Raw genomic sequence first — 23,129 nt, 5'->3', positions numbered from 1 at the left:
CACGTCAGCGGGCGAACGTCGTAACCATATTGCGAAACGCCGCATCGCTTTCCGCGCCGCTGATCGGCGGCACGTACGGGGTGTGCAACACGATGTGCTCGAGCAGGCCGTCGAAACGCGCAAACTGCTCGCGGGCCTCGTCGGGTGTGCCACTGATCGCGAACGTGTCGAGCAGCGCGTCCGACGTCGCTTTCTCCAGGCCGGCAGGCCCTTCCGTGAACAGCGCCTGGACCACCGCATCCCGGTCGTCCTGCAGTCCCATGAACTCGATCACGGTGGCGCTGACCGGGAATGCCACGTAGTTGCCGACGTTGATGCGGGCGATCCGCCGAGCCTGCTCACGATCCTCGGACACACTGCACAGGATCAGCGACGCGATATCGACGTCAGCGGGATCCCGCCCCGCCTTCTTCGCTCCCGCAGCGATATTGGGCCGGACATGCTCGCTGACGAAACTGGGCGTGTTGAGGTAGCCCAGCACTCCGTCGGCCACTTCTCCCGCCATCTGCAGCATCGCCGGTTTGAGTGACCCCAGGTAGATGGGTATCCGCGGCCGTGCCAGTGTTCGCCCTCCCCACGGATTGAAGGGCGGCTGCGCCAGCGACAGGAAGCGGCCCTCGTGTTCGATCGGTTCGCCAGTCTCGAAGTGCCGCCACACCTTGCGAACCGCGTCGATGTACTCCCGCATCCTGGGCAGCGGATGGCTGATATCGGCCCCGTTGTACACATCGGTCCATCCGGCCCCGCCGGTGCTGATCCCCAATATCGCCCGCCCGCCAGAGATTTCGTCGACGTCAGCCGCGGCGTTCGCCATCTCGAACGGGGTGCGGCTTGCGGCCGTTGCGATCCCGGTTGCCAGCTGAATGCGTGACGTCGCTCTGGCGTTGAGTGCATGGGTGATGAAGGGATTGCGGAAGAATTCGTAGTCCCACAACGAATCGAATCCGGCGTCATCCGCGAGCGCCGCGAGCTCTGGGTAGCGGCCGTAAGGCTGGTTGAGCATCGGTAGCGACACACCGATACGACTCATGAGCACCTCCGAATTGGTCGGTGCAGATGACTATAGCGCGGTGTAAACGATCGTTTTCGGACTATTCGCGTCGCCGACCCCGCGGAATCGCGTACTGTGCCGCGATCCGGTTCCGGAATGCCCGGATCTCACCGGCGAAGTCATAGCCGTCGCGCCGAAGCGCCGATCGGAAGCACAGCCCGATCGCATACGACACGAATATCTCGGCCTCGCGGGCGGGATCGAGATCCGGCCGGACCGAACCGTCGCCCTGACCGGTCGACAGGTGGGCCGTCAACTCGGATTCGTACTCGGCGATCAACCGGTCGAACCAGCCCGCGAACCCCTGCAACGGGCCGGGCGTCTCGAACGTCAAAACGATCATCGCGCGCATGGTTTCGGGTTCCCGCTCGACGGCGTCGAGGAGATCGTCGAGTTGCCCGAGCACGTGGTCGAGTCCCGTTCCCGTGCGTTCACGGCGCACCGCGGGCAGCAGTTGACGAGCGAACTGCTCGAAAACGGTCTGCAGCAGGGCGTCTTTCGATCCGTATCGATCGCGCACCATATTGCGGCTGAAGCCGGCGTTGGTCCCGATCTCCGCGGCGGTGGTGCGCTCGTAACCCTGCTTGGCGAACAGCTCGATCGCCGAGGCGACCAGCGCGAGGGTGGATTCCTCGACGCGTTCCCGGTTCGACTTGGGCTGGCGCTTCACGACCGCGACCACAACCGGAGTCTATCCCATCATCTGTCATCCAACAGATATCTGTTCGGAAACAGAAAACGTCTGTTCACGAACAGACGATGGTGTTATCGTCGTCACATGCCCAATGAACGTCCGTTAACAACGGGCGTATCCACCCCGGTCGCGGCCGGTCCGAATCCCGATGACGCCGCACGCAATTGGGCCAAGGTATGGGTTGTCCACGGCTTCCTGTGGTTGGCATTGATCGCCTACTGCTGGTCGATGTGGGTGCTGTCCGGCGACTTCACGCCCAATACCCTCGGCCGGGGCCAGGAGCCCACCTGGTACGTCATTCTGGTCCGCGGCGTCGAGGTGGTCTTCGGGATCCTCATCACCGGCTGGATCCTGTGGCACTTTGTGATCGGCCCCAAACTCCGCACCGGCCGATTCAGCTTCGACGGCCTGTTCTTCCTGGCCGGCTGGCTCATGTTCTTCCAGGAGCCCTGGATCAACATGATCACCTACCAGTTCCAGTACGCGACAACGTTCGTCAACTTCGGCAGCTGGCTCCCCCACATCCCATGGTGGAGCGCCGGCAACGGGCAGCTGATCCCGGTGCCGATGGTGTACTTCACCGCCTACCTGTGGATGTGCGCGATGTCCGGGTACGCGGGCTCGAGGTACATGGCGTACCAGCGCCGCAAGGATCCGTCCCGGAGTGCGCTTCGTCTGATCTTGCAGACCTACCTGGTGATGATCATCGGCGACATCATCGTCGAGCTGCTGATGACCAGAACCCAGCTGATCAGTTATTCGTCGACGATCCCGGCGCTGACGATCTTCGCAGGCACCGACCATCAGTGGCCACTCTACGAAATGTTCAGCTGGCCAGGAACTTTCATCATCCTGTCCTGTCTGCACTTCTTCCGCGACGACACCGGCCGGTCGTGGCCCGAGCGCGGCATCGACAAGCTCAACTTCAAGCGTGAGGGCGTCAAGACCTTCGCACGGTTCTGCGCCATCGCCGGCTACTGCCAGCTCGCGATCCTCATCGCCTTCAACATCCCCTACTCGCTGTACGCACTGCATTCCGGACCGATGCCGAAGCCGTTCATCGAACGCGAATGGCGTAACGGCGGCGTATGCGGACCGACGACCGCCTTCGACTGCCCCGACCCGACCAAGCCCATCTCACGGGAGTCCGCTCCCGAACGTCCCGAGCTCTTACCTGAGAGGAATCCATGACAGCACACAGCACGGCGGCGGTGATCGGTGGCGGTGCCGCCGGCATGGCGGCCGCGTACGAACTCAAGAAGGCCGGCTTCGCCGTCACCGTGTTCGAAGCCCGCGACCGGGTCGGTGGCCGAATCTGGACGGTCCGCAAGGGCGACTTCGTGATGGATCTGGGGACCGCGGTCTATCTGGGGACCTACCGCGAGGCTGTCGCGATGATCCACGAGGTGGGGCTCACAGGAGAATTCGTCGAGACCCCGGTGATGTTCGGGATGCCGCGGCAAGGTACCCAGCACTACCTCGACCTTGCCAAACCCATCAGGTCGAGTATCGCGACCAAGGTGATTTCGTGGCCCGCGAAGATCAAGGCCCTTCGCCTGTTCGCCGACGTCTTCAAACACCGGGCTTCCCTGGGCTACGACACCTATGACGGACTGGCGGAAATCGACACCGAGACGGTGCTCGACTACAGCCAGCGGGTGCTGAACACCGAGCTCGCGCGCTATATCTCAGCGCCCTTGGTCAGTGGCACCTGGGTGCACGAAGACCACGACACCTCGGTTGCCTTGCTGCACTGGACTGTTCGCAACATGCTGGTCAAATCGGTCTTCAACCTGACATCCGGCGTGGCCGGTCTGCCGGTGAAACTCGCGACCCTGGTGGACACCCGACTCGAACACACCGTCACCAATGTCACCGACTCGGGCGGGACCGTCGAGGTGACCTACTCCTCGCCGTCGTCGGGTGGCGAACGCACCGAGACATTCGATGCCGCCATCATCGCGACAACCGCGGCACCGGCCCTGTCCATGTACCCGCAGATGGACGACAACCACCGCGGGCTCTACGAGACCGCCCGCTATCACCGGCTCGGGAACGTCTCACTGGGCTTTTCGGCGAGGCCCGACGACCCGGGCACGTTCTCGATGATCTCGCCCTACGACGACCCCGACACCATCGCGGTGATCGCCGATCACAACAAGGCACCTGGGCGCGCACCGGCGGGCAAAGGGCTGATCTCCGTTCTACTGTCGCCGTCCTACCTCGATCGCACCGATGACAAGGACGACCAGCACCTCCTCGACCATGCCCTGGAACGCGTGGCCTACTACTACGGGAACGTGCCCGGTGAGCTCGAGGAGTACGCGCTCATGCGCTGGCCGGAATCGGTTCCGGTACTCGGCAAGGGCCGCTTCAAAGTGATTGCCGACTTCCGCAAGAAGATCGACCACGGGGCCCGCGTTCAGTTCGCGAGCGATCTCGACCGCATCCCGGGCCTCAACGGTGCGCTGGTCAGTGGACAGGAAGCCGCCGCTCGGGTGAGCCGGCAATTCGCCAACCGCGTGGTCGTGCCGGCGACATGACAACCATCAACCTGGCGATCGCCGAACCGCCGTGGACAATGACCACACCGGGCGCCCCGCAGCTCGTCATCACCGTGATCCTCGGCGTCGTCGTGGGCGCCTTCGCCATCGCGGCGCTGATCGAATGGCGGCGCTCCGGCCATCCGACATTCCTCCTGATGCTCGTCGGCGGTTACCTCTGTTCCTTCAACGAGGCCACCGTCGACGTACTCGGGCACTGTCATTTTCCTGGTGACGGCGTGATCGCCTACCGCTTCTTGGACCGCAGTGTGCCGGTGTGGGTGGTGCTCGCGTACGTCGTGTTCTTCGGCGGGCTGTCTTATCTGATGGCCAAGGCATTTCGCAAGGGCGCCAGCCGCTCTCAAATGTGGTCGGGCATCGCGGTCTTCGGTGTGCTCAACGTGCTGCTCGAGATCCCGATGCTCGGCTCGGGTCTCTACGTCTACTACGGCGACCAGCCGTTCACTGTAGCCGGCTTCCCGATCAGCTGGCTGGTGATCAACAGCCTGGGGTCGCTGTTCGCCGCCGTCGTGGTGACGCGCCTGGATTGGCTGTTCACCGGCACCCGCCAGCTGTTGATCGTATTGGTCCCATTCGTGACGTACATGTCGTCATGGGTGCTGGCCATGCCCTACTTTGCCGTCACCAATACCGACGCTCCCAGCGGTGTGCGCATGATCGCCGCCGCAGTCAGCATCGTGCTCGGCTTGCTCGCCACCGACGTCCTGATCCGATTCGGCACGGGCCAGCTGCGCCTGATTCCCCCGCCGGAGAACGCCGCCAACAACCGCGAAATGGTGCAATCATGATGAGCAACAACATCTTCGACTATATCGTCATCGGCGCCGGGCACAACGGCCTGTCCGCGGCGTGCACACTGGGCGAGTCGGGCCGGTCGGTCGCGGTCGTCGACCAGCTGCCGTTCCTCGGCGGACTCTCCGCGAGTCGCGCCTGGGTGCCGGAGGCTCCCAACCATCTGTTGTCGGTGGGCGCGATGGACGACATGCTGATGGCTCAGACTCCTCTCACCGAGGAGCTGGGTCTGAAAAGGTATGGCTACCAACCCATCCCCTTGGATGCCCCCTACGGGTGGATCAACGAGGACGGCGAGACGCTCTTGCTGTTCCGGGACTTCGACCGGGCTCTTGCCGATATCCGTTATTTCAGCCCGAAGGACGCCACGACCTACGCCGAGATCAAGCCGACGCTGGACATGATCATGGATCTCGTCGAGCGACTCGTCGTCCGGTACCCGACGCTGACCAAAGGTGATCTGGCCAAACTGGCCGTCAAGCTGGTCCCGGATCGCACATCGCGCGCGCTGCTGTCCAAGATGCTCGTCCTGAGCGTGTTCGAGATGATCTCCGAGACGTTCGAAAGCGATGCGATGCGCGGCCTTTGGGCGTACTGGACCTCCATGCTCGGGCCGGCCGACCTCGAGGGCACCGGCGTCTACCTGATGGGATACCACGCCACCCACCGCAAGCAGGGTGTCCTGCGCCCACGGGGCGGAATGACCGGCCTGATGAACGCGTTTGCGGGTAAGATCGCCGCACAGAACGGCGAAATCCGCCTGGGCGCAGGCGTTGCGGAGATCACCCTCTCCAGTGGCCGCGCCGTCGGCGTCCGGCTCACCGACGGCACTGAAATACAGGCCCGCCACGGCGTTTTGGCCAGCTGCGCGCCGCAGGTCACGCTGTCCAAGCTCCTGCCGGAGGGCACACTCGATCAGCGGTTGACCAACAAGGTGGCCATGATCCCGGCCAACGGCGTCAACGTCGCGGCGTTCAAGATCGACTTCGCCGTCGCCGGCCGCATCGACTATCCCAAGGCGGCAGCCAAAAGGCGCGATGGATTCGACGTGCGCCGCACCACGTTGATGACCGGCACCCTCGAAGAGCACTACCAACACCTGCTGACCACCAAGCGGGGCGAGATCGCCGAGTCGCCACCGGTATACATGGCGGTTCTGTCGGCCAGCGACCCGACGATCGCCCCCGAAGGGCAGGACGTTCTCTACCTGCACTCGAATGTCCCTGCCGACCCCATCGGTGGGTGGGAGGCCAACAAGGACCTCTACACCCATACCATCGTGAAATCCGCCGAACGGTTCCTCTCCGGTCTGGACGCCGAGATCGGGCGAGTCGTGCACACCCCCAAGGACTTCGAGGATCGCTTCAGCACCCCGAAGGGTTGCTACTTCCACGTCGACATGACGCCGCTGCGGTTAGGCACCAACCGGCCCGCCCGTGAACTCGGCGGTTATGCGACCCCCGTCCCGGGACTGTATCTGGCCGGTGCCGGATCGCATCCCGGCGGCACCGTCAACGGCTGGTGCGGGCGGCTGGCCGCACAGACCGCGATCGCCGACGAATCCTAGAGAGGGCCAACGTCATGCGACACATGAACATCACCGCCCAGAAGATCTGTGTCTGGTGCGGTCCGGTGATGATCTTCACCTGGGCCGCCGCATTCGCGTTCCTCTGCAAGTTCATCCCGCCGCCGGCACCGTCGCTGACCCGCGAACAGCTGGTGGCTCAGTTCAGCGAGAACACCAACCTGATCCGGCTCGGCCTGGTGATCAGCGTGTTCATGTGCGCGCTGCTGGTGCCGTTCTGCGCGGTGATCGCCGCGCAGGTACGCCGCATGGAAGGCGTCCGCTCCGTTCTCGCCGAAACCCAGCTGATCTCCGGTGGGCTGCTGTGCGTCGAGTTCCTGCTGCCGTTCGCGGTCTGGCAGACGGCGCTGTACCGGCTGCACGAGTGGAGCCCGGAGATCGTCCAAATGCTCAACGACATGGCCTGGTTGACGTTCCTCGGCATCATCTCCTCGGCCTGCGTCCAGGTCGCGGCGCTGGGACTGGCCGTCCTCCTCGACAAGGGGGACAAGCCGGTATTCCCGCGCTGGTTTGGCTATTTCAACATCTGGGTGTCGATCATCTGGATCCCGGCCGCCATCATCCCGTTCTTCAAGTCCGGCCCGTTCGCCTGGAACGGCGTGGGTTCCTGGTGGATTCCGCTGTGTGTGTATTTCAGCTGGTTCGTCATCACGGTCGTGTTGTTGCTGCGGGCGATCGCCGATGACGAACGCCAGCAGACCGCCCCCGTCGCCACCGCTAGGAACACACCGGCAGTTCCGGTCGGCTGACAGCCGGCGGTGACGTCCCGGTCGTCATCGCTGTGAACAGCTTCGCGATCCGGCGGGCGGCTCTTCGCGGCGGTCCCGCCCTGACCGGCGCCAACAACGCATCGTCCGCCCGAATTTGCTTCACCAAAGTCCGTTAACGACAGTTCATATCGGGGTACCGTCAACGCAGATGCCACGCTATAGTTATTTTTGAGATGACCAGTCACGTTATTCCTGAGTTGCTTCGTGCCAGAGCCGGAGCCACACCCGACCGGGTGTGTTGCGCCATGGACGAGAAGACCTACACCTACGCCGAGATGGATCGCATCTCGGATCGGATCGCCGCAGGGATCGCCGGCCTGGGCGCCGGTCCTGGTGAGCGCGTCGCGACGTTGGCACCCAACCGGCCCGAGCTGCTGGAGCTCTTCTACGGGCTGGCCAAGGGCGGGGCCGCGCAGGTCCCGCTCAACGCCTATCTCAAGGGTGAATTCCTGCTGCACCAGCTGCGCCAGTCCCGATCACGCGTACTGGTCACCGATGCCGCCGGCCGGGCCGCCCTGGCCCCGATCCGCGCGCAGCTACCCGAGTTGCACACGGTCATCATGCTCGACGACGACGAGGACGACGAGATCGCGTACACAGCCATCCGCGATCACGACGGCCCTGTGCCGGCGCTGTCACTTTCACCCGCCGACACGATGTCGATCCTGTACACCTCCGGCACGACGGGGCTTCCGAAGGGATGCGTCGCCAGCCACGGGTACTACCTCCGTAGCGCGCAAGTGCTCGGCGACGCACTGGAGATCGACGACTCCGATGTGCTGCTCGCCGGACTACCGCTGTTCCACGCCGGCGCCCGGCTGGTAACCGTCACGCTGCCCCTGCTGTTCGGTATCCCCGCCTACCTCGAGGGCACGTTCAGTGCCCGTGGCTATTTCCCGCACGCCAGGGAAGTCGGGGCTACCGTGATGATCGCGGTCGGCGCGATGGGCGCCGCGATCCTGGCGACCGACCCCACCGATGGCGATCGGGACCACAGCGTCCGGCGGATCATGTGCGCTCCGCTGTCCCTCGAGTCGCAGGCCATGTTCCGGCAGCGCTTCGGCGTGGAACCCTGGGTGGATGTATTCGGCCAAACCGAATGCATGCCGATGACGTTGACCGCACTGTCATCGGACCGCCGGGATCCGAACGGCTGCGGGATCGCCGCCCCCGACCTCGAAGTCGCGCTACTCGACCCCGACGGCAATGTGCTCGAGGGCGAGGCGTCCGGCGAGATCTGCATCCGGCCGCTGGCCCCGCACGCCATGTTCGAGGGCTACTTCGAGCAGCCCGAAGCCACGGTGGAGGCATTCCGCGGATTGTGGTATCACACCGGCGATTTCGGTCGCCGGCTGCCCAGCGGTGCCTTCGCCTTCGTCGACCGATTGAAGGACTGCTTGCGCCGTCGCGGTGAGAACATCTCCAGCTTCGAAGTCGAACAAGCCATCGACCATCACCCCGCCATCGTCGAATCCGCCGTACACGCAGTGCCGTCCGAGCTCGGTGAAGACGACCTCAAAGCCGTCATCGTGGTCAGCAGCCCGATCAAACCCGCCGAGCTGTTCGACTTCTTCAAGAACTCACTGCCCTATTTCGCGATCCCCCGGTACGTCGAGGTCATCGATGCATTACCCCGCAACGGGGTCGGCCGGGTGCTCAAACACAAGCTGCGCGATATCGGAACCGGCGGCAACACAGTTGATTTCGAAGAGCTCAACCTCACGGTCGCGCGAGAGGACCGGCGCTAGCCATGGACTTCACCTTCACACCGCAGCAACAGGACCTGCAGGCCCGCGCGGAGAAGCTGGGCCGCTCGTTCGCCGACGAAGCCCCGTCCTGGGACGAGTCTGATCAGGCGCCCTACCGGGAGATCTTCGAGCGGGTCGGCGCAGAAGGATTCTTCGGGATCGCGATGCCGACCGAATACGGCGGCCAAGGCGGCGGTGCGCTCGAATACCTGATCGTTGTCGAGGCACTGTTCCGCCACGCCCAGTCCTGGTTGCCGCCGGAACCGGTGTTCTGCACCAGCGGCCCCGGCCCCTCGATGCTGCTACTCGGAGACGACGCGGTGAAGGAGAAGTTCCTCCATGACATCGTGGCGGGCCGCCGCGCCTGCAATATCGCACTCACCGAACCCGATGCCGGATCGGCGCTGACCCACCTGACCACCACGGCGGTGCGCGATGGCGACGATTTCATCGTCAACGGCCACAAGAGTTTTCTCACCGGGTCGAATGTCAACGACCTCAATGCCACCTTCGTCCGATTCGATGACATCCCCGGTGCCAAGGGAATTGGTGCCCTCGTCGTCGACACCGCGATGCCCGGCGTCGAGATCCGCCGAGGCCCGGTGTTCATCGGCGACCGTGGCATCCATCACGGCGAGATGATTCTGACCGACGTGCGGGTGCCCGCCGAGAACATCATCGTCGGGCCCGGCCAGTTCGCCCGGCTGATGACCGCGTTCAACCTGGAGCGGTTGCACAACTGCGGATTCTGGCTCGGATTCAGCCAGGCCGCCTACGACGAGGCGGCGGCCCACACGCAGCGGCGCGAGGCCTTCGGCAAGCCGGTCATCGAGTTCCAATCCGTCTACCACAACCTCGCGGACATGTGGGTGCAGATCGAGGCCCTTCGCCTGCTGGCCTACCGGGCGGCGGCCTCGGCGATCGACGGCCGCTTCCCCCGGCTCGCCGAGGTCACCCAGGCCAAACTCTTCGGCGCCACGGTCGGCCCGCAGATCACGCTCAAAGCGATGGAACTGCACGGCGGATACGGTCCGACAACCGATTTCGCCATTCAGCGGATTCATCGCGATTGCGTGACCAATGTGGTGGCCGGCGGCGCCCCCGCTGTCCTGCGCAACGGCGTCGCAGCGGGACTGTTCCCTGACCGGAGGTTTCCGCAGGGATGAGCCTGACCGTCGAACAACTCGATTTCCAAACGGCGGTCCGGGATTTCTGCGCACGCGAGTGCGCGACCCGCGAGCAGCGGGAAGCGCTGCTCGACCCCGATGAAGAAGACCAGTCGACCCGGCTGTACGGCAAGCTCGCAGACCTGGGTTGGCTCGGTGTCGCCATTCCCGAGGAATACGGCGGATCGGGCGGCACCTACGTCGAGCAGACGATCCTGTTCGAGGAGTTGTGGCGTGGCCTGGCCCCGGTGAAAGCACTCGGTCCGACAACGACGGTGGCCGGGTGCTACAAGCGGTTCGGATCCGAAGACCAGAAGCGCGAGGCACTGGCGGCGATCGCCGACGGTGAGATCATGTCCATCTCGATCTCCGAGCCCGGCGCCGGTTCCGACGTAGCCGCGATCATGTGCACAGCCACCCCGGTCAGCGGCGGTTACGTCCTCAACGGCCAGAAGACGTGGTGCTCATACGCGCACCGCGCAACCCGGATCCTGTTGGTCGCGCGCACCAGCCGCGAGGCCAAACCGCATGCCGGGCTGACTATTCTGCAAGTGCCTGCCGATGCCGATGGCGTGGAGACGCGCCGTATCGCAACCTTGGGCGGCCGCGAGGTCAACGACGTCTTCTTCACCGATTGCTTCGTCTCTGACGACAATGTCGTCGGAGATGTCGGCCGCGGCTTCCCGCAGATCATGGCCGGACTGGACGGCGAACGCCTCCTCGGTGCGGCCGTCGGCCTCGGTCTGGGTCAACGGGCGCTCGACGACACCATCGCCTACGTCAAGGAACGCAAGCAGTTCGGCAAGGCGATCGGGACCTTCCAGGCGTTGCGGCACCGGTTGGCCGACCTCGCCACCGACCTGGAGTGTGCACGCCTGCTCACCTACGAGGTCGCCGCGCGGCTGGAGCGTGGGGCCGATCCGGTCACCACACGGCTGACGTCGATGGCGAAGGTCAAGACATCCGAGGTCGCCAAGCAGATCGCGCTCGAAGGTATGCAGATGATGGGCGGCTACGGATATGCCTGTGAGTACGACATGGAAAGCCACGTCCGGCATTCCCTGGTCCTGCCGATTTATGCCGGCACCAACGAGATTCAGCGAGAGATCATCAGCGGCTCACTCGGCCTGCGGTGACACTGCGAGGAGAAATCGATGACGTCCCTGACCGATGAACTGACCGACACCGACGTCCTGGTCACCCGCGACGGACCTGTCGGCATCGTCACCATCAACCGGCCGCACCGGCTCAACGCCGTCACGCCGGCCGCCGGCGACCGGCTGTCGGCGGCGTTCCAGTCCCTGGAGGCCGACCCTGACGTTCGCGCCGTCGTCCTGACCGGTGCCGGACGCGGGTTCTGCGCCGGCGCCGATATCTCCGGCGACGTCGGCAACGCGCGCGATGTTCTGCTGCACACCTGGAATCCCCTGGTACAGATCATGGTTGGCCTGGAGATCCCGATCATCGCCGCACTCAACGGGGTCGCGGCCGGAGCGGGGGTTTCGCTCGCCCTGGCATGCGACCTCCGGGTGGCTGCAGAATCCGCACGAATTCAGCTGTCCTTCACCAAAATCGGGCTGCTGCCCGACGCGGGTCTGACCTGGTTCCTCCCTCGCATCGTGGGGCTCGGGCGCGCCAACGAGCTGGCACTACTCGCCCGGGACATCCATGCACCCGAAGCACTGGACTGGGGACTGGTGAACCGGGTGTGCGACGACGGCACCGCGATGGACACCGCGATCTCGATGGGTCACGACATCGCGGCACTGGCCGGCAGCGTGGGTGCGGTCAAACTTGCACACCGACGGTCCTTCGATGCTGCCCTGCCCGACCAGCTCGACTTCGAGGCCGACACCCAGGGCTGGCTCCAGCAACAACCTGACTTCGCCGAAGCAACAACGGCTTTCGCCGAGAAACGCGTTCCGGTCCGAGCAAGCCGGACACCAGGACACCTGCCGTGACCGCGCACATCAACGTGCCTGCATCTGGGTGGGGCTGATGTTCCTGCCGCTGTTCTGGCTGGGCCTGATGGTGGCAGGGTGGTTCCCACCGCCGACACCGAACATGACGGCCACCGACGTCGCGCAAATGTTCGCCGACGACCGCGCGCGGATCCGCATCGGAGTGCTGATCCTCACCAGCGCCGCTCCCCTGCTGGCCTGCTACGGCGCCGCGCTGACCCACCAGATCAAGCGCAGTGTCGGTGCAGGGTCACCGCTGGCGACCGCGCAAAGCCTAGTCGCGGCGTGCCTGATCCTGGAATTCATCTTCCCCCAGATGATCTGGCAGGCCGCCGCGTTCCGCGGTGATCGGGATCCCGCTTTGGTCCAGCTCTGCTATGACATCGGCTGGCTGCTGTACATCGGCGTGGTCGGGACGGCGATTGCGCAGATGGTGCTCTGTGGCGTGGCGATCCTGCTGGACCGCAGACCCCAGCCGCTCATCCCGCGGTGGGCGGCCTACATCTGCTTCTGGGCGGGCCTGGGGGTGGCCGGCGGTTCGTTCTGTGTGTTCACCCAGACCGGACCCATCGCCTGGAACGGCCTGATCGCGTTCTGGCTGCTCGCTGTCGCGTTCTTCGTGTGGATGCTGACGATGAGCGCAACGATGCTGCATGCCAACCGGATTCCGATGGAATCCGGCCAACCACTGGCGACGCCTGCATAGGAGGCACCGTGTCCGGACCCATCGCAACGAAACTCAAGACAGCGAGTCAGGTGGGCCGGATCGGCGCCCATGTGCTGTACGAGCAGCTACGTCGACCCAAGCCGACGTCGCTGGCCGAGATACCTCCGTCGGTCGATGCCCTCACGCCGGAGTGGCTGACTGCCGCCCTGTGCAAAGGTCACCCGGGTGCCTGGGTGACCGGCGTATCGACCACCTCGGGCAGCGACGGATCGACCACCCGGCGGGTGCTCCGGATCGACTACAACGACGTCGGCCGGGCTGCCGGACTTCCGACCTCGGTGTTCTGCAAGTCGACACCACGCTTCACCTCGCGTGCCGTCACCGTCCCTGCCGCCGCGCTGGAATGCGAAGCGCTGTTCTACGACCGGATCCGACCGGGGCTGGACCTCGACGCGCCACACGGCTACTACCTGGCCGTCGACAATCGATCGGGTAGATCGATGTTTCTGATGGAGGATGTCGCGACCACCCGGGGTGTGGTTTTCGGCGATCCCACCAAGCACTACATCGACCGTTCGCGCGCCGAGTCTATCGTGACCACGTTGGCGACACTGCACGGAAAGCTCTGGGAAAGCCCGCGCTTCGCCGGCGATCTGGCTTCTGTCAAAGACACCCTGCGGTGGCAGACCGACGTCAACGACACGATCGCCTTCCCCAAACGCACTGTGATCGGGTTCGATCGCGCGGAGTCGGTGTTTCCCAGTGCGTTCCGCACCCGGCGGGGTGACATCTTCGACGCGCTGATGACATCGTTGGCCCTGCACAAATCCGCCCCGACGACGCTGCTGCACTCCGACGTTCACTCACGCAACTGGTATCTCACCCCCGATGGCGGTATGGGCCTGTACGACTGGCAGCTGATCAGTCGAGGATCGTGGGCGATGGATGTCGCCTACGCGCTGAGCTCGGCACTGACCGTCGAGGACCGACGCGCGTGGGAACGCGACCTCATCACCCTCTATGTCGATCGACTGGCCGCAGCGGGCGGACCACCATTGACCGCCGACGACGCCTGGCTGACCTACCGCCAGCAGCCGTTCCACGGTCTGGTGTTCTGGCTCTACACCATCGGCGCGGGCCGTATGCAGCCGGCGATGCAACCTGACGAGGTGTCACTGGCCAACCTCGAGCGGATGACGAACATGATCGTCGACCTGGACAGCTTCGATGCGTTACGGCGATAGTCGCCTGGCGTAGCCGGCTGCGGAATATTGCCGCTCCTCGTCCCTGATCGCCCGGAACAGCATGAGCGACAGGGTGATCATCCACACCGTGAAGACGGCCACCGGTATCCAGAACGCCAGCAAGCCATTCCACGCCAGCACGCCGTCTTTGAAGAACGGGATCAATGTGCCGGGCAGGAAGATCAGCTGCGCCCACAGGTTGAACCAACCGAGCCAGCGGGGAAAGACCGGATGTGGTGATCGGTCACCGAAGATGGCGAGCGTGATCGCCAGTCCCTGGACCGTGATGACGGGCACCGGGATGAGAAAGCACAACCACGCCAGATCGTTGAGCCGCTGAGTGATCTCGATATTGTCCTCGGGGCGGAAGGCCGCCGCCTGCCAGAACACCGAGGGCATGACGAAGATGATGATGAATGCCGCCCCCAACGCCAGCTGGGTATAGGCCATCACCGACGAACGGCCTTCGATTCGCTTGAGCTGTACGGTGATCACTGCGGTCCATGCCCCGTAGAGTGCGCCGCCGGCAAGGACGCACACCATGCCCGCCCGGATCCCCACCGCGTTGTCGGCATAGCGCGCAGCAACCTCGGCCGGTCCCAGGCTCGGGGCGATGGGCGGGATGAACCGGGCCAGGGCCAGCAGCCCGACCAACCAGACGAGGGCCGCGACCGGACCGGCCCACGCACAGATCCTCTGGTTTCGCGCGTTCACTGTCGCTTACCGATTGCGCCGCACCAGCTCCGCGGCGGCACGCTCGCCCCAGCGCGTCGCCGATTCCATCGAACCCGCACCGAACAGATCGCCGGCGACCTTGACCGGCCCATCATGTGGCAGCGCAGCAAGCAGACCGCGGGAGTGTCGCCAGAAGCCGGGGTCGGCCAGGTAGCCGGCCACCGGCCACCTTGTCACCACGCTCATATCGCGATGGCCGGCAAGTTCGGGGCAGAGCCCCTCGACGATGCCGGCCGCCCACAGTTCCAGTTCACGATCGGTCCGGTCGAGGTAACCGTCGGTGACAGTGGTGTCGGTGTAGATCGTCACCAGGCTGTGGCCGGCTGGGGCACGGTCGGCACACTTGTTGTGCTGCATGAAGATCAGCAACGCTTCCCGGTTCTCCACGGTGGGAACCAGGACCGGGTACGCGGCGGTCGCAGCGCGGACGGAGTAGCCGAGCGAAACGCTGATCAGTTTGACGTGGCGCAGTTTGTCGCCGAAGGCGGGTGAGGCGGACGACAGCGTCGGCCAGATCTCGGTCGCGCGGTTGTACATCGCGCCGATCACGCAGCCGTCGGCGGCGATCTCGTGCTCGCCCGACTGATCGCGGTATCCGACGCTGACACCCGTCGCGGTCTCGTCGACCCGGGTCACCGTGGCGCCGTATCGCACGTCGAGCCTCTTGGCGAGTTCGTCGGTGACGAATCCGAGTCCGCCACGCACCGTTTGCAGCGAACTCGACCACGCGCGAAGGGCGCCGAGCACGTTCACCGTCGATGCGTTGGCCGCGCCGCTTCCCACCGTCAGCCGCATCAGAGGGTCGATCAGGTAGTCGGCGACCTCCCCGCCGAATTGCTCGGCCGCGAAATCCGCGGCGGTGTGCTCCGGGTCGTCGAGCGAAGCCGAGCTGACCATGTCGTAGGAGTCGACGCCCGCAATAGCCGAGCGCTGCCGGAGAATTCCGGCGATCATCCGGAGCTTCGCACCCCAGGACAGCGCGGGCGTGAACGGAAGACGCCAGGGCTTGCCGGGATCGATATCGATGATCCGGCCGTCGCGCACGAGTCCGATCACCGCGGCAGTGTCGGCGACGCGTCCCTGCAGGCCCAAGTCTGCGATGAGCTTCAGATAATGCGAGTAGCCCGCGGTGAGCGCGTCCGGACCGGTGTCGACGACATAGCCACCGTGCACCTCGGTGCCCACCCGGCCGCCCGGCCGTGGGCCGGCCTCGAGCACGACGACCGTCGCGCCGCTCTCCGCCAGCCGGTAGCCGGCCGTCAAGCCGGACAGTCCGGCACCCACCACAACCACTGAATCCATCATCGCTCCGATGCTCCAAATTGTGAACGATCGTTAGCGTAACGTAACCGGCGTCACCCCGGAAGATCCGCGGTGGAGCGCCTCAGCGAGGCGCCCCTGCGCTAACGTGGACGCGTGGCGACCACACGAAACGAGCGTTCAGAGCGGATTCTTCGCGCGGCGATGCACCTGTTCCACGAGCGCGGGTACGACGGCGTCGGGGTCGATCTGATCGGTGAGCGGGCCGGAATGTCGGGCCCCGCGATCTACCGCTACTTCAGCGGCAAGGACGAAATCCTGATCACCCTGGTGGACGAGGCCATCGATCGCGTTCTGATGTCGACCGGCGGCGAATTCGACAACCCCCGGGACGAGCTCGAACACCTCATCCGCGGCCATGTGCAGCGCGCCCTGGAGGAACGCGAGCTGATGAGCGTGTGGACCAGGTCGCGTAACTCGATTCCGCAGCAGTACCGTCCCCGGCTGCGCTCCCGCATCAACAGGTATATCGACCGCTGGGTCGACTGCCTGGACGCGTGCTACCCGGGCAACGACCGCGACCTTCTGATCAGCGCTGTGCACGCCACCCACGGGTTGATCGATTCCACCGCGTTCTGGCCGAGCCAGTCGTTGAAGCTGCCCGCGCTCGACGACGTCTTGACGGGGATGGCGCTGTCCGGCCTGGAATGGCTGGCACAGGATCGCCGGCCCGCCGCCGCCCGCAAGCCGGCGCGAAAGGCAAACGCCGGCCGATCGGCCTGAGTCAGGCGTGTCGCGCCACAACGATCGTTAGCGGCGATTGTTCGTCCGCCCGACCGGCCCCAACGACGGGTATCACTGCGCCAGTGCGTGAGTGGCGGGCCGCGTCGTCCATGACGCGAACGGTACGCCCGCCCGGCGCGCGTCGGCGATGACGACGAAGCTCCACCCACACGCCGCGACACAGATCCCGACATACGGCCACGAGTGGAAGAACCCACCACCGAAGAACGCGATCGAGACAATCGAATAGCACACCGCCATCACGCTGTAGCAGATCCATTCCAGCATCGACTGGCCGCGGCCGTCCGGCCGGCGGCCCAGGAGCGCGCTGGCCGACGGCGCACCCCACAACAGCGTCGCCATGAACGACAACAGGTACAGGTCATCGGCGAGTGCGCCCTTGACCAGTGCCCAACTGATCACGCCTGCCGCGAGCGCGCCCAGAATCCGAAGTCGATGTTGTGCGTCGGTGCGCCCGGGCGACAGTTCGTCACGCCCGTATCTCATGGTCTGCCAGGCATACACGGTCTCGGCGAGGAACGTCACGACGATCGCGAACCAGAACATCTGCATGAACCAGTGGTCATACCGTCCGCCGAACCAGTCATTGAAGTGCAGCAGGTACGAGCCGTCGTGCGGCCACCACAGTGCGGTCATCCACAGCGCCATCGGGTAGACGCAGTCACGTCTGCCCATCCTCGCGCCCTCGATGAAGAAGACGAACATCGCCAGGATCGACAGCCCACCGATCGCCACAACCGCGACCGCATTGGCCGATATCGCAGCAAGGACCGTAGCCGGATCGTAGGTGCCCATGTTTTTGAAGCTTAGCAACTCAAAAATAAGCCTCGCCGGAGATTCCGTGGTCGCCCAGTAGTCTGTCACCCGTGGTCACGCCCCGTTCCGACAGCGGCGGGGATCTTCGCGCCCGCATCCTGAAGGCCGCGCACGATCTGTTCACCAAGCAGGGCTTCCAATCGACTACCACCAAAGAGATCAGCGCGCGGGCCAAGGTCGCCGAGCCGACGGTCTTTCGCCATTTCGGCTCCAAGGTCGAGCTGTTCGAAGCCAGCATTCTCGAACCGTTCAACCGGGTCGTGGACGAGTGGACACGGTCATGGGACGCGATGCCGACCGAGATCACCCTCGAACAGCTCGCCGAGGATCTTGTGGACGGCCTGTACACCCTGATCTGGGAGGATCGCCGAGTCTTCCGGGAGCTGCTCGCCGCGCGTTCCGATCCGCAAGCGGCGCTGCACCAGTCGGCCGTCGCGATCAGCGCACAATTCCGGGAGGGCTTCAGCGCCGTTCTCGACGTCGGGGTCGACATCGCGCGCTCCAGGGAACTCGTCTACGTCGACCCGCCGGCCACGATCGGCGCGGTCGCCAGCATGATCATCGGCTCGGTCCTGTTGGGTGATTGGGCCTATCCGGCGAACCGGCGTACCCCTGGCCGAACCCGCATGGTTCGCGAGATGGCGCGGCTGATCGTCGACGGTATCGCCCACCGCCATTCCTGACCCGCGGCAGCGACGCACGTCGACTGAGCGCTCATCGACATCCCTAATCACTTTTATAGGATCTAGCGTCTCACATATCCGACAGGCACCGCTGAACGCGGATAACATGGCTGATGGGTTGCAAGTACGACTATTGATGTCAGTGGTTGCTGACGTTATATTGGCGGGGTAACGCACGTCACAACGCAGCCGTTGGACGAGAGGAATCCCATGACTCGGCACCTGGATAACCCCATCACGGCCACCTCGGCCCCGGTCGACTCCGCATCCCAACCCAAGCGGAATCTGCCGGTCAACATCTTCGCGGCCTTGGGCGTGCTGTTGGTGTTGTTCGAGTGCTACGTCCTGATCAAATGGGTCACCGGCCCGTTCTTCGTGCGCGTGCCGAGCGGCCCCTCCGAACCTCCCGCGCTGATGAAGGGGATCCTCATCGCGTGGCAGGTCGGATCGATCCCGGCCACCTTGGGGCTGACGTATTGGTTCGTCATCCGGCCGTGGCTGCGTGACCGCAAGCTCGGCATCGACGGCATCCTCGTCATTTCCTTCTTGACGGTGTGGTTCCAGGATCCGCTGTCCTCGTATGGCGGACACTGGTTCACCTACAACACGTGGATGCTCAACTTCGGCTCCTGGGTGAACTCCGTACCGGGGTGGAATTCCTTCGGTAGGCCGGGGGCGATGCTGAGCGAGCCGATCCTGTTCACGCCGTTCGCGTACTGCTACATCTTCGTCATCGTCATGCTGATCGGCTCGTGGTTCATGCGCACTGTGCGGCAACGCTTTCCGAAACTGAGCAACCTCGGCCTGATCGCAAGTTGCTACGCGTTCATGATGGTCTTCGACTTCATCCTCGAAGGCCTGCTGTGGCTGCCGATGGGCATCTTCGCCTACCAGGGCGGGCACTGGGGAATTTTCCCCGACACTTACCACAAGTTCCCCATTCACGAAGCGCTGACGATCGGCGCCGTCTTCTGTGCCGTCGCGTGCTTCCGTTACTTCCTGAATGACAAGGGACAGATGATCTTTGAACGCGGAATCGAAGATGTTCGGGGCGGTGAGACCCGAAAGACGGTGGTGCGTGCCCTCGCGGCGATCTTCGTGATCCAGGCGACCATGTTCATCGGCTACAACGTGCCCAATTTCTGGGTCGGTATGCACTCCACCGAGTGGAACGAAGACATTCAGAAGCGCTCGTACTTCACCTCGGGCATCTGTGGCGAGAACACCGACCGCCCATGCCCCGGCCCCGCCGTGCCACTGGATCGCAACAACAACGGCAACCCGGTGGATGGCAGTTCGGGCTACATTGACCAGGGCGGAAAGGCGGTGATTCCCCCCGATGCGCCGTGGCAGCGGAAGGTCATCCCGTTCGATCGACCAGGTCAGTGACCAGCGCGGCTCACCGGGGCCTGTGGCCACAGGAAACCTCGCGCTGTCGTTGTTCGCAAGTGCCCTAGCCGGCAAGCCCGTGCCGCTGGAGCTCACCCAGGGCACGGTCGGCAGCAGTGACGGGTCGACGATCTTCGTCCCCGCGAGCCTGGATCAAGACTCCCTCGACGCGCGATACCTGGTGATCTGTCAGGCATCGCTGCAGCGCTCCGGCGCATACCGCAAAGATGTTCTGCGCAAACTCAATAGGGGCGGAAGCGATATCGCGCGGCGCTACCTGACACTGGAAGTGCTGCGGTCGTGTGCCGTGGTGGAGCAGATGCTGCCGCGGTCGTTCCTCGCCGCACTGCGCGACGCCGGCGCCGACATCGAGCCATCGGCCACGCCGACCGAATCACTGTCGCGGGCACGATCGACCGAGAGACTGCCGTCCCCGCCACCGTGGTTCGGTGAACTGGTGCCGTCGCGGATCCTCTCAGCCGGAAATGCCTCGGCTGCCGACGATTCGGCCGGCAAGGAAGTCACCGAACCGACCTCGCTTCCCGAGCCGGACGAGGACGAGGACGAGGACGCCACCTCCGGCGAACGCAGCCGAATCATGGAGCTGTTCTCCGCACCGCTGCGAAACCCCTTCGGCGAGGCGCTGCAGAAGCTGCTCGGGATGGGTCGTTCTCCTGGCGACGGAACAGCCGGCGACGAGGTCCCCATCGTGGGTGCCCGGGGCGGGCGCGGTCACTCCGCCAAAGGGCGTTTGGTGCCCGGAAGCGAACCACGCGTCGAGATGGCCGGCGAACTCGTGGTCGGTGCCGCCTATCCCGAGTGGGATACCCACCGCCGCGTCTACCACGAGGAGTGGACGGTGGTCGGCGAGTTCGACCCCGCCCCTGCCGGCGACGTCGAACCCACTGGCGCCCAACCAAACCGGCCACTTGTGCGATCCCTGGCGCGGCTGGGGTTGGCGTGGGAGAACCATCGCGCTGAGCCGATGGGCGACAACCTCGACCTGTCCGCGCTGATCGACCTACATACCAGCGTCGCGGCCGGACACGGCGGCGATGCGCTGGTGTACACGGCAGCCAGGCGGACTTCCCAGCGTCTCGGGGTGCTGATCCTGCTCGACGCCACCGGCTCGACGGCCGAGACCGCGGACGGCGAAACGGTGTTCGCCGCGCAGCGCAAACTCGCGTTCGACGTGACCTCCGCCCTCGACCAGCTCGGAGTGCGAACCGCGACCTACGGCTTCTACTCCCAGGGACGCCGCAATGTACGCTTCTTGCACGCCAAGTCGTTCGACGAGCCGTGGTCGGCTGCCGCGCAGCGCCGCTTGCTCAGCATCGGCCCGTCGGGGTTCACCCGGCTCGGGGCCGCGATCCGGCACGCGACGAACATCGTCGCCACCCGGGCCGGTACCGATCATCAGTTGGTCGTGGTGATCGGCGACGGGGTGGTCTTCGACCACGGGTACGAAGGCCGTTATGCATGCGAGGATTCCCGATTCGCCATCGAAGAAGCCGCGTTGCGCGGCGTCGCGATCGCCGGATTGTCGGTCTGCCCGACACCGGACGACTCGATATGGCCACCCGCCCAGCATCGCGTCGTCCGCGACGCGGCTGAACTGGCTCCCCACGTGCGCGACCTGTTCGGCGGGGCCCTCGGACGAGTCCGTGGTGTGCAGCGCCCACACCATCCACAAAGGAGTGTGTATGTCAGTGCAGGAGTTTGAACGCGTGGGCGTAGATCGCCAATCTGCAGATGTGCCCTACTACTTGCCGATCGGCAACGAGGTCGACGTGTTCCGGGCGGCGTGGGACATGGGCTTGCCGGTCATGCTCAAGGGCCCGACCGGTTGCGGCAAGACCCGCCTGGTCGAGCACATGGCGGCGTCACTGCAGCTTCCGCTGCACACGGTGTCGTGCCACGAAGACATGACCGCGTCGGACCTGCTCGGCCGATTCCTGTTGATCGGCGGCGAAACCCGGTGGGTCGACGGCCCCCTGACGACGGCCGCCCGCGAGGGCGGCATCTGCTACCTCGATGAGATCGTCGAAGCCCGGCAGGACGCAGTCGTGGCGATCCATTCCCTCGCCGACCATCGCCGCGAGCTCAGCCTGGAGCGGCTCGGCGGCCAAACCATCAAGGCCGCGAACGGCTTTCAGCTTGTGGTGTCATACAACCCCGGCTACCAGAGCATCCTCAAAGACATGAAGCCGTCGACGCGCCAGCGGATGATCGCGATCGAACTCGAGTATCCCGACCCCGCACACGAGGCAGAGATCGTGCGGCGCGAATCCGGCCATAGTGGTGCCCGAGTGGATGACCTGCTTCGGTTTGCTCAAGCGGTCCGGAAGGTGGCGCATCCCGGGTTGCGCGAGGTGTGCTCGACCCGAACCCTTGTCGCAGCCAGCCAACTGATGCGCGCCGGGCTCACCTTCCGCGACGCCACCATCGCCGCCATCGCGGGCCCGCTGTCCGACGACCAGGAACTGCGGCGCGGGCTCGTTGCGATGATCGAGTCCTACGCTGACTGACACCACGGATGGCCGACGGGCGGTAGCGGCCAAGAACCGGGAGCGCCTGCTCGAAGCCGCGATCGACATCTTCGCGCAGCGCGGATACCGGGGGACGACGACGCGGGACATCGCCGCGGCAGCCGGCATCACCGAACGCACACTCTTTCGGCAGTTTCCCTCGAAGGCGGCGTTGTTTCAGGAGGCGGTGGCCGGTCCGGTGGAGCACTTCTTCACCGATTTCCGCGAGTCCTGGGCGGCACGCCCGCGCGGGTCGCGCGATTCGGAGACCGAGATTCGTGAGTTCTTCGGGAGCCTTCGCACCGTGCTGGAAGGTGAGCGCGCCCTGCTGCAGGCTTTCCTGGCCGCGATGTCCGTTGGCGAAAGCGAGGGACTGGGCGATCTGCGGACAACGTTCACCCCGGTGATCGACTCGCTCGTCGAGATCTTTGCAGTCGAAGCCGAGCTGCGGGGCTGGAGCGCCGACCACGCCATTGCGGTCCGGCTGATCATCGGCATGGCGTTCTCCGCCACCGTGCACCGCGATTGGTTGTTCACCGACGGACAACTGGCCGATTTCGAATACCTGATCGACCAACTCACCCAGATGACGCTGTGGGGACTGCAAGGTCCTCGCCCCATAGAGCAGTCCTAGGTCCACGACACCACGACAGCTATTGTCGTGGTGTCGTA

Annotated in this window: 22 protein-coding genes and 1 pseudogene; 18 read left to right on the top strand and 5 right to left on the bottom strand. The window is 64.9% G+C overall.

What is annotated here, in order from left to right; translation table 11 throughout:
- Positions 1-4: 4 nt before the first annotated feature.
- Together HPC46_RS04260 and HPC46_RS04255 are read right to left on the bottom strand one after the other, a co-directional pair.
- A complete protein-coding gene (locus tag HPC46_RS04260) occupies positions 5-1,030 on the bottom strand; it encodes an LLM class flavin-dependent oxidoreductase (protein WP_179467130.1) in 1,026 nt (341 codons plus the stop codon).
- Between the two features lie 61 nt (positions 1,031-1,091).
- Entirely contained in the window at positions 1,092-1,733 is a 642-nt protein-coding gene (locus HPC46_RS04255) for a TetR/AcrR family transcriptional regulator (protein WP_179467128.1), read from the bottom strand.
- 96 nt (positions 1,734-1,829) lie between these two features.
- Here HPC46_RS04255 and HPC46_RS04250 point away from each other — a divergent pair, with 96 nt between their 5' ends.
- From HPC46_RS04250 to HPC46_RS04200, 11 genes are all read left to right on the top strand, one after another.
- On the top strand, positions 1,830-2,936 hold the full coding sequence (locus HPC46_RS04250) for a spirocyclase AveC family protein (RefSeq protein ID WP_179467126.1): 1,107 nt from the start codon (positions 1,830-1,832) through the stop codon (positions 2,934-2,936).
- Positions 2,933-4,288, top strand: a complete 1,356-nt coding sequence (locus HPC46_RS04245; protein ID WP_179467124.1) for a protoporphyrinogen/coproporphyrinogen oxidase — start codon at positions 2,933-2,935, stop codon at positions 4,286-4,288. Before HPC46_RS04250 ends, HPC46_RS04245 begins: the two co-directional genes overlap by 4 nt.
- On the top strand, positions 4,285-5,097 hold the full coding sequence (locus HPC46_RS04240) for a hypothetical protein (RefSeq protein WP_179467122.1): 813 nt from the start codon (positions 4,285-4,287) through the stop codon (positions 5,095-5,097). The genes HPC46_RS04245 and HPC46_RS04240 overlap by 4 nt, the downstream gene beginning before the upstream one ends.
- Complete coding sequence (locus HPC46_RS04235; protein WP_233716204.1) at positions 5,094-6,668, top strand: phytoene desaturase family protein; 1,575 nt, start codon at positions 5,094-5,096, stop codon at positions 6,666-6,668. The genes HPC46_RS04240 and HPC46_RS04235 overlap by 4 nt, the downstream gene beginning before the upstream one ends.
- A gap of 23 nt (positions 6,669-6,691) precedes the next feature.
- Positions 6,692-7,435: a hypothetical protein gene (locus tag HPC46_RS04230; protein WP_179467120.1), complete on the top strand. Its 744-nt coding sequence runs from the start codon at positions 6,692-6,694 to the stop codon at positions 7,433-7,435.
- Between the two features lie 194 nt (positions 7,436-7,629).
- Positions 7,630-9,204 (top strand): AMP-binding protein, encoded by a 1,575-nt coding sequence (locus HPC46_RS04225; protein ID WP_179467118.1) that lies wholly within the window; start codon positions 7,630-7,632, stop codon positions 9,202-9,204.
- A gap of 2 nt (positions 9,205-9,206) precedes the next feature.
- Entirely contained in the window at positions 9,207-10,370 is a 1,164-nt protein-coding gene (locus tag HPC46_RS04220; RefSeq protein ID WP_179467116.1) for an acyl-CoA dehydrogenase family protein, read from the top strand.
- Positions 10,367-11,506: an acyl-CoA dehydrogenase family protein gene (locus HPC46_RS04215; protein ID WP_179467114.1), complete on the top strand. Its 1,140-nt coding sequence runs from the start codon at positions 10,367-10,369 to the stop codon at positions 11,504-11,506. Before HPC46_RS04220 ends, HPC46_RS04215 begins: the two co-directional genes overlap by 4 nt.
- An 18-nt stretch (positions 11,507-11,524) precedes the next feature.
- Positions 11,525-12,331, top strand: a complete 807-nt coding sequence (locus tag HPC46_RS04210; RefSeq protein WP_179467112.1) for an enoyl-CoA hydratase/isomerase family protein — start codon at positions 11,525-11,527, stop codon at positions 12,329-12,331.
- Between the two features lie 37 nt (positions 12,332-12,368).
- Positions 12,369-13,037 (top strand): hypothetical protein, encoded by a 669-nt coding sequence (locus HPC46_RS04205; RefSeq protein ID WP_179467111.1) that lies wholly within the window; start codon positions 12,369-12,371, stop codon positions 13,035-13,037.
- 8 nt (positions 13,038-13,045) lie between these two features.
- Positions 13,046-14,242, top strand: a complete 1,197-nt coding sequence (locus HPC46_RS04200; protein WP_179467109.1) for an aminoglycoside phosphotransferase family protein — start codon at positions 13,046-13,048, stop codon at positions 14,240-14,242.
- Here HPC46_RS04200 and HPC46_RS04195 read toward each other — a convergent pair.
- Positions 14,231-14,956: a hypothetical protein gene (locus HPC46_RS04195; RefSeq protein WP_179467107.1), complete on the bottom strand. Its 726-nt coding sequence runs from the start codon at positions 14,954-14,956 to the stop codon at positions 14,231-14,233. The two genes, HPC46_RS04200 and HPC46_RS04195, sit on opposite strands and share 12 nt — an antisense overlap.
- Before the next feature lie 6 nt (positions 14,957-14,962).
- Positions 14,963-16,282, bottom strand: a complete 1,320-nt coding sequence (locus HPC46_RS04190) for a protoporphyrinogen/coproporphyrinogen oxidase (protein WP_179467105.1) — start codon at positions 16,280-16,282, stop codon at positions 14,963-14,965.
- Positions 16,283-16,393: 111 nt separating this feature from the next.
- On the opposite strand from HPC46_RS04190, the gene HPC46_RS04185 reads away from it, so the two are divergent.
- A complete protein-coding gene (locus HPC46_RS04185) occupies positions 16,394-17,020 on the top strand; it encodes a TetR/AcrR family transcriptional regulator (RefSeq protein WP_179467103.1) in 627 nt (208 codons plus the stop codon).
- 72 nt (positions 17,021-17,092) lie between these two features.
- Here the strand turns inward: HPC46_RS04185 and HPC46_RS04180 are convergent, their stop codons facing one another.
- Positions 17,093-17,836: a hypothetical protein gene (locus tag HPC46_RS04180; RefSeq protein ID WP_179467101.1), complete on the bottom strand. Its 744-nt coding sequence runs from the start codon at positions 17,834-17,836 to the stop codon at positions 17,093-17,095.
- A 71-nt stretch (positions 17,837-17,907) separates the two neighbouring features.
- Between HPC46_RS04180 and HPC46_RS04175 the strand changes: the two genes are divergently transcribed.
- The 6 genes and pseudogenes from HPC46_RS04175 to HPC46_RS04155 all read left to right on the top strand — a co-directional run bounded on the left by HPC46_RS04175 (position 17,908) and on the right by HPC46_RS04155 (position 23,091).
- On the top strand, positions 17,908-18,540 hold the full coding sequence (locus tag HPC46_RS04175) for a TetR/AcrR family transcriptional regulator (RefSeq protein WP_179467099.1): 633 nt from the start codon (positions 17,908-17,910) through the stop codon (positions 18,538-18,540).
- A 210-nt stretch (positions 18,541-18,750) separates the two neighbouring features.
- Positions 18,751-19,929: a spirocyclase AveC family protein gene (locus HPC46_RS04170; protein ID WP_179467097.1), complete on the top strand. Its 1,179-nt coding sequence runs from the start codon at positions 18,751-18,753 to the stop codon at positions 19,927-19,929.
- A 22-nt stretch (positions 19,930-19,951) separates the two neighbouring features.
- Positions 19,952-21,652 (top strand): nitric oxide reductase activation protein NorD, encoded by a 1,701-nt coding sequence (locus HPC46_RS04165; RefSeq protein WP_179467095.1) that lies wholly within the window; start codon positions 19,952-19,954, stop codon positions 21,650-21,652.
- Complete coding sequence (locus tag HPC46_RS04160) at positions 21,633-22,457, top strand: CbbQ/NirQ/NorQ/GpvN family protein (RefSeq protein WP_179467093.1); 825 nt, start codon at positions 21,633-21,635, stop codon at positions 22,455-22,457. Before HPC46_RS04165 ends, HPC46_RS04160 begins: the two co-directional genes overlap by 20 nt.
- Positions 22,450-22,632, top strand: a pseudogene (locus HPC46_RS34835) (helix-turn-helix domain-containing protein); the annotation flags it as partial. The gene HPC46_RS04160 and the pseudogene HPC46_RS34835, both read left to right, overlap by 8 nt.
- Before the next feature lie 12 nt (positions 22,633-22,644).
- Positions 22,645-23,091, top strand: coding sequence for a hypothetical protein (locus HPC46_RS04155; protein ID WP_233716203.1), 447 nt, complete (start codon positions 22,645-22,647; stop codon positions 23,089-23,091).
- Positions 23,092-23,129 lie beyond the last annotated feature (38 nt).

The organism is Mycolicibacterium vinylchloridicum, from assembly GCF_013404075.1.
In the GTDB taxonomy this organism is placed as follows: Bacteria; Actinomycetota; Actinomycetes; order Mycobacteriales; family Mycobacteriaceae; genus Mycobacterium; species Mycobacterium vinylchloridicum.
Note: the sequence above shows the minus strand (reverse complement) of the source record. Positions and strands in the feature narration are given on the sequence as shown.

Bases quoted from the DNA above. Each gene is read 5' to 3' on its own strand.
- HPC46_RS04230 (WP_179467120.1), top strand. From the start codon at position 6,692: ATGAACATCACCGCCCAGAAGATCTGTGTCTGGTGCGGTCCGGTGATG.
- HPC46_RS04215 (WP_179467114.1), top strand. From the start codon at position 10,367: ATGAGCCTGACCGTCGAACAACTCGATTTCCAAACGGCGGTCCGGGAT.
- HPC46_RS04225 (WP_179467118.1), top strand. From the start codon at position 7,630: ATGACCAGTCACGTTATTCCTGAGTTGCTTCGTGCCAGAGCCGGAGCC.
- HPC46_RS04170 (WP_179467097.1), top strand. From the start codon at position 18,751: ATGACTCGGCACCTGGATAACCCCATCACGGCCACCTCGGCCCCGGTC.
- HPC46_RS04220 (WP_179467116.1), top strand. From the start codon at position 9,207: ATGGACTTCACCTTCACACCGCAGCAACAGGACCTGCAGGCCCGCGCG.
- HPC46_RS04160 (WP_179467093.1), top strand. From the start codon at position 21,633: ATGTCAGTGCAGGAGTTTGAACGCGTGGGCGTAGATCGCCAATCTGCA.
- HPC46_RS04260 (WP_179467130.1), bottom strand. From the start codon at position 1,030: ATGAGTCGTATCGGTGTGTCGCTACCGATGCTCAACCAGCCTTACGGC.
- HPC46_RS04210 (WP_179467112.1), top strand. From the start codon at position 11,525: ATGACGTCCCTGACCGATGAACTGACCGACACCGACGTCCTGGTCACC.
- HPC46_RS04205 (WP_179467111.1), top strand. From the start codon at position 12,369: ATGTTCCTGCCGCTGTTCTGGCTGGGCCTGATGGTGGCAGGGTGGTTC.
- HPC46_RS04250 (WP_179467126.1), top strand. From the start codon at position 1,830: ATGCCCAATGAACGTCCGTTAACAACGGGCGTATCCACCCCGGTCGCG.
- HPC46_RS04245 (WP_179467124.1), top strand. From the start codon at position 2,933: ATGACAGCACACAGCACGGCGGCGGTGATCGGTGGCGGTGCCGCCGGC.
- HPC46_RS04180 (WP_179467101.1), bottom strand. From the start codon at position 17,836: ATGGGCACCTACGATCCGGCTACGGTCCTTGCTGCGATATCGGCCAAT.
- HPC46_RS04240 (WP_179467122.1), top strand. From the start codon at position 4,285: ATGACAACCATCAACCTGGCGATCGCCGAACCGCCGTGGACAATGACC.
- HPC46_RS04235 (WP_233716204.1), top strand. From the start codon at position 5,094: ATGATGAGCAACAACATCTTCGACTATATCGTCATCGGCGCCGGGCAC.
- HPC46_RS04190 (WP_179467105.1), bottom strand. From the start codon at position 16,282: ATGATGGATTCAGTGGTTGTGGTGGGTGCCGGACTGTCCGGCTTGACG.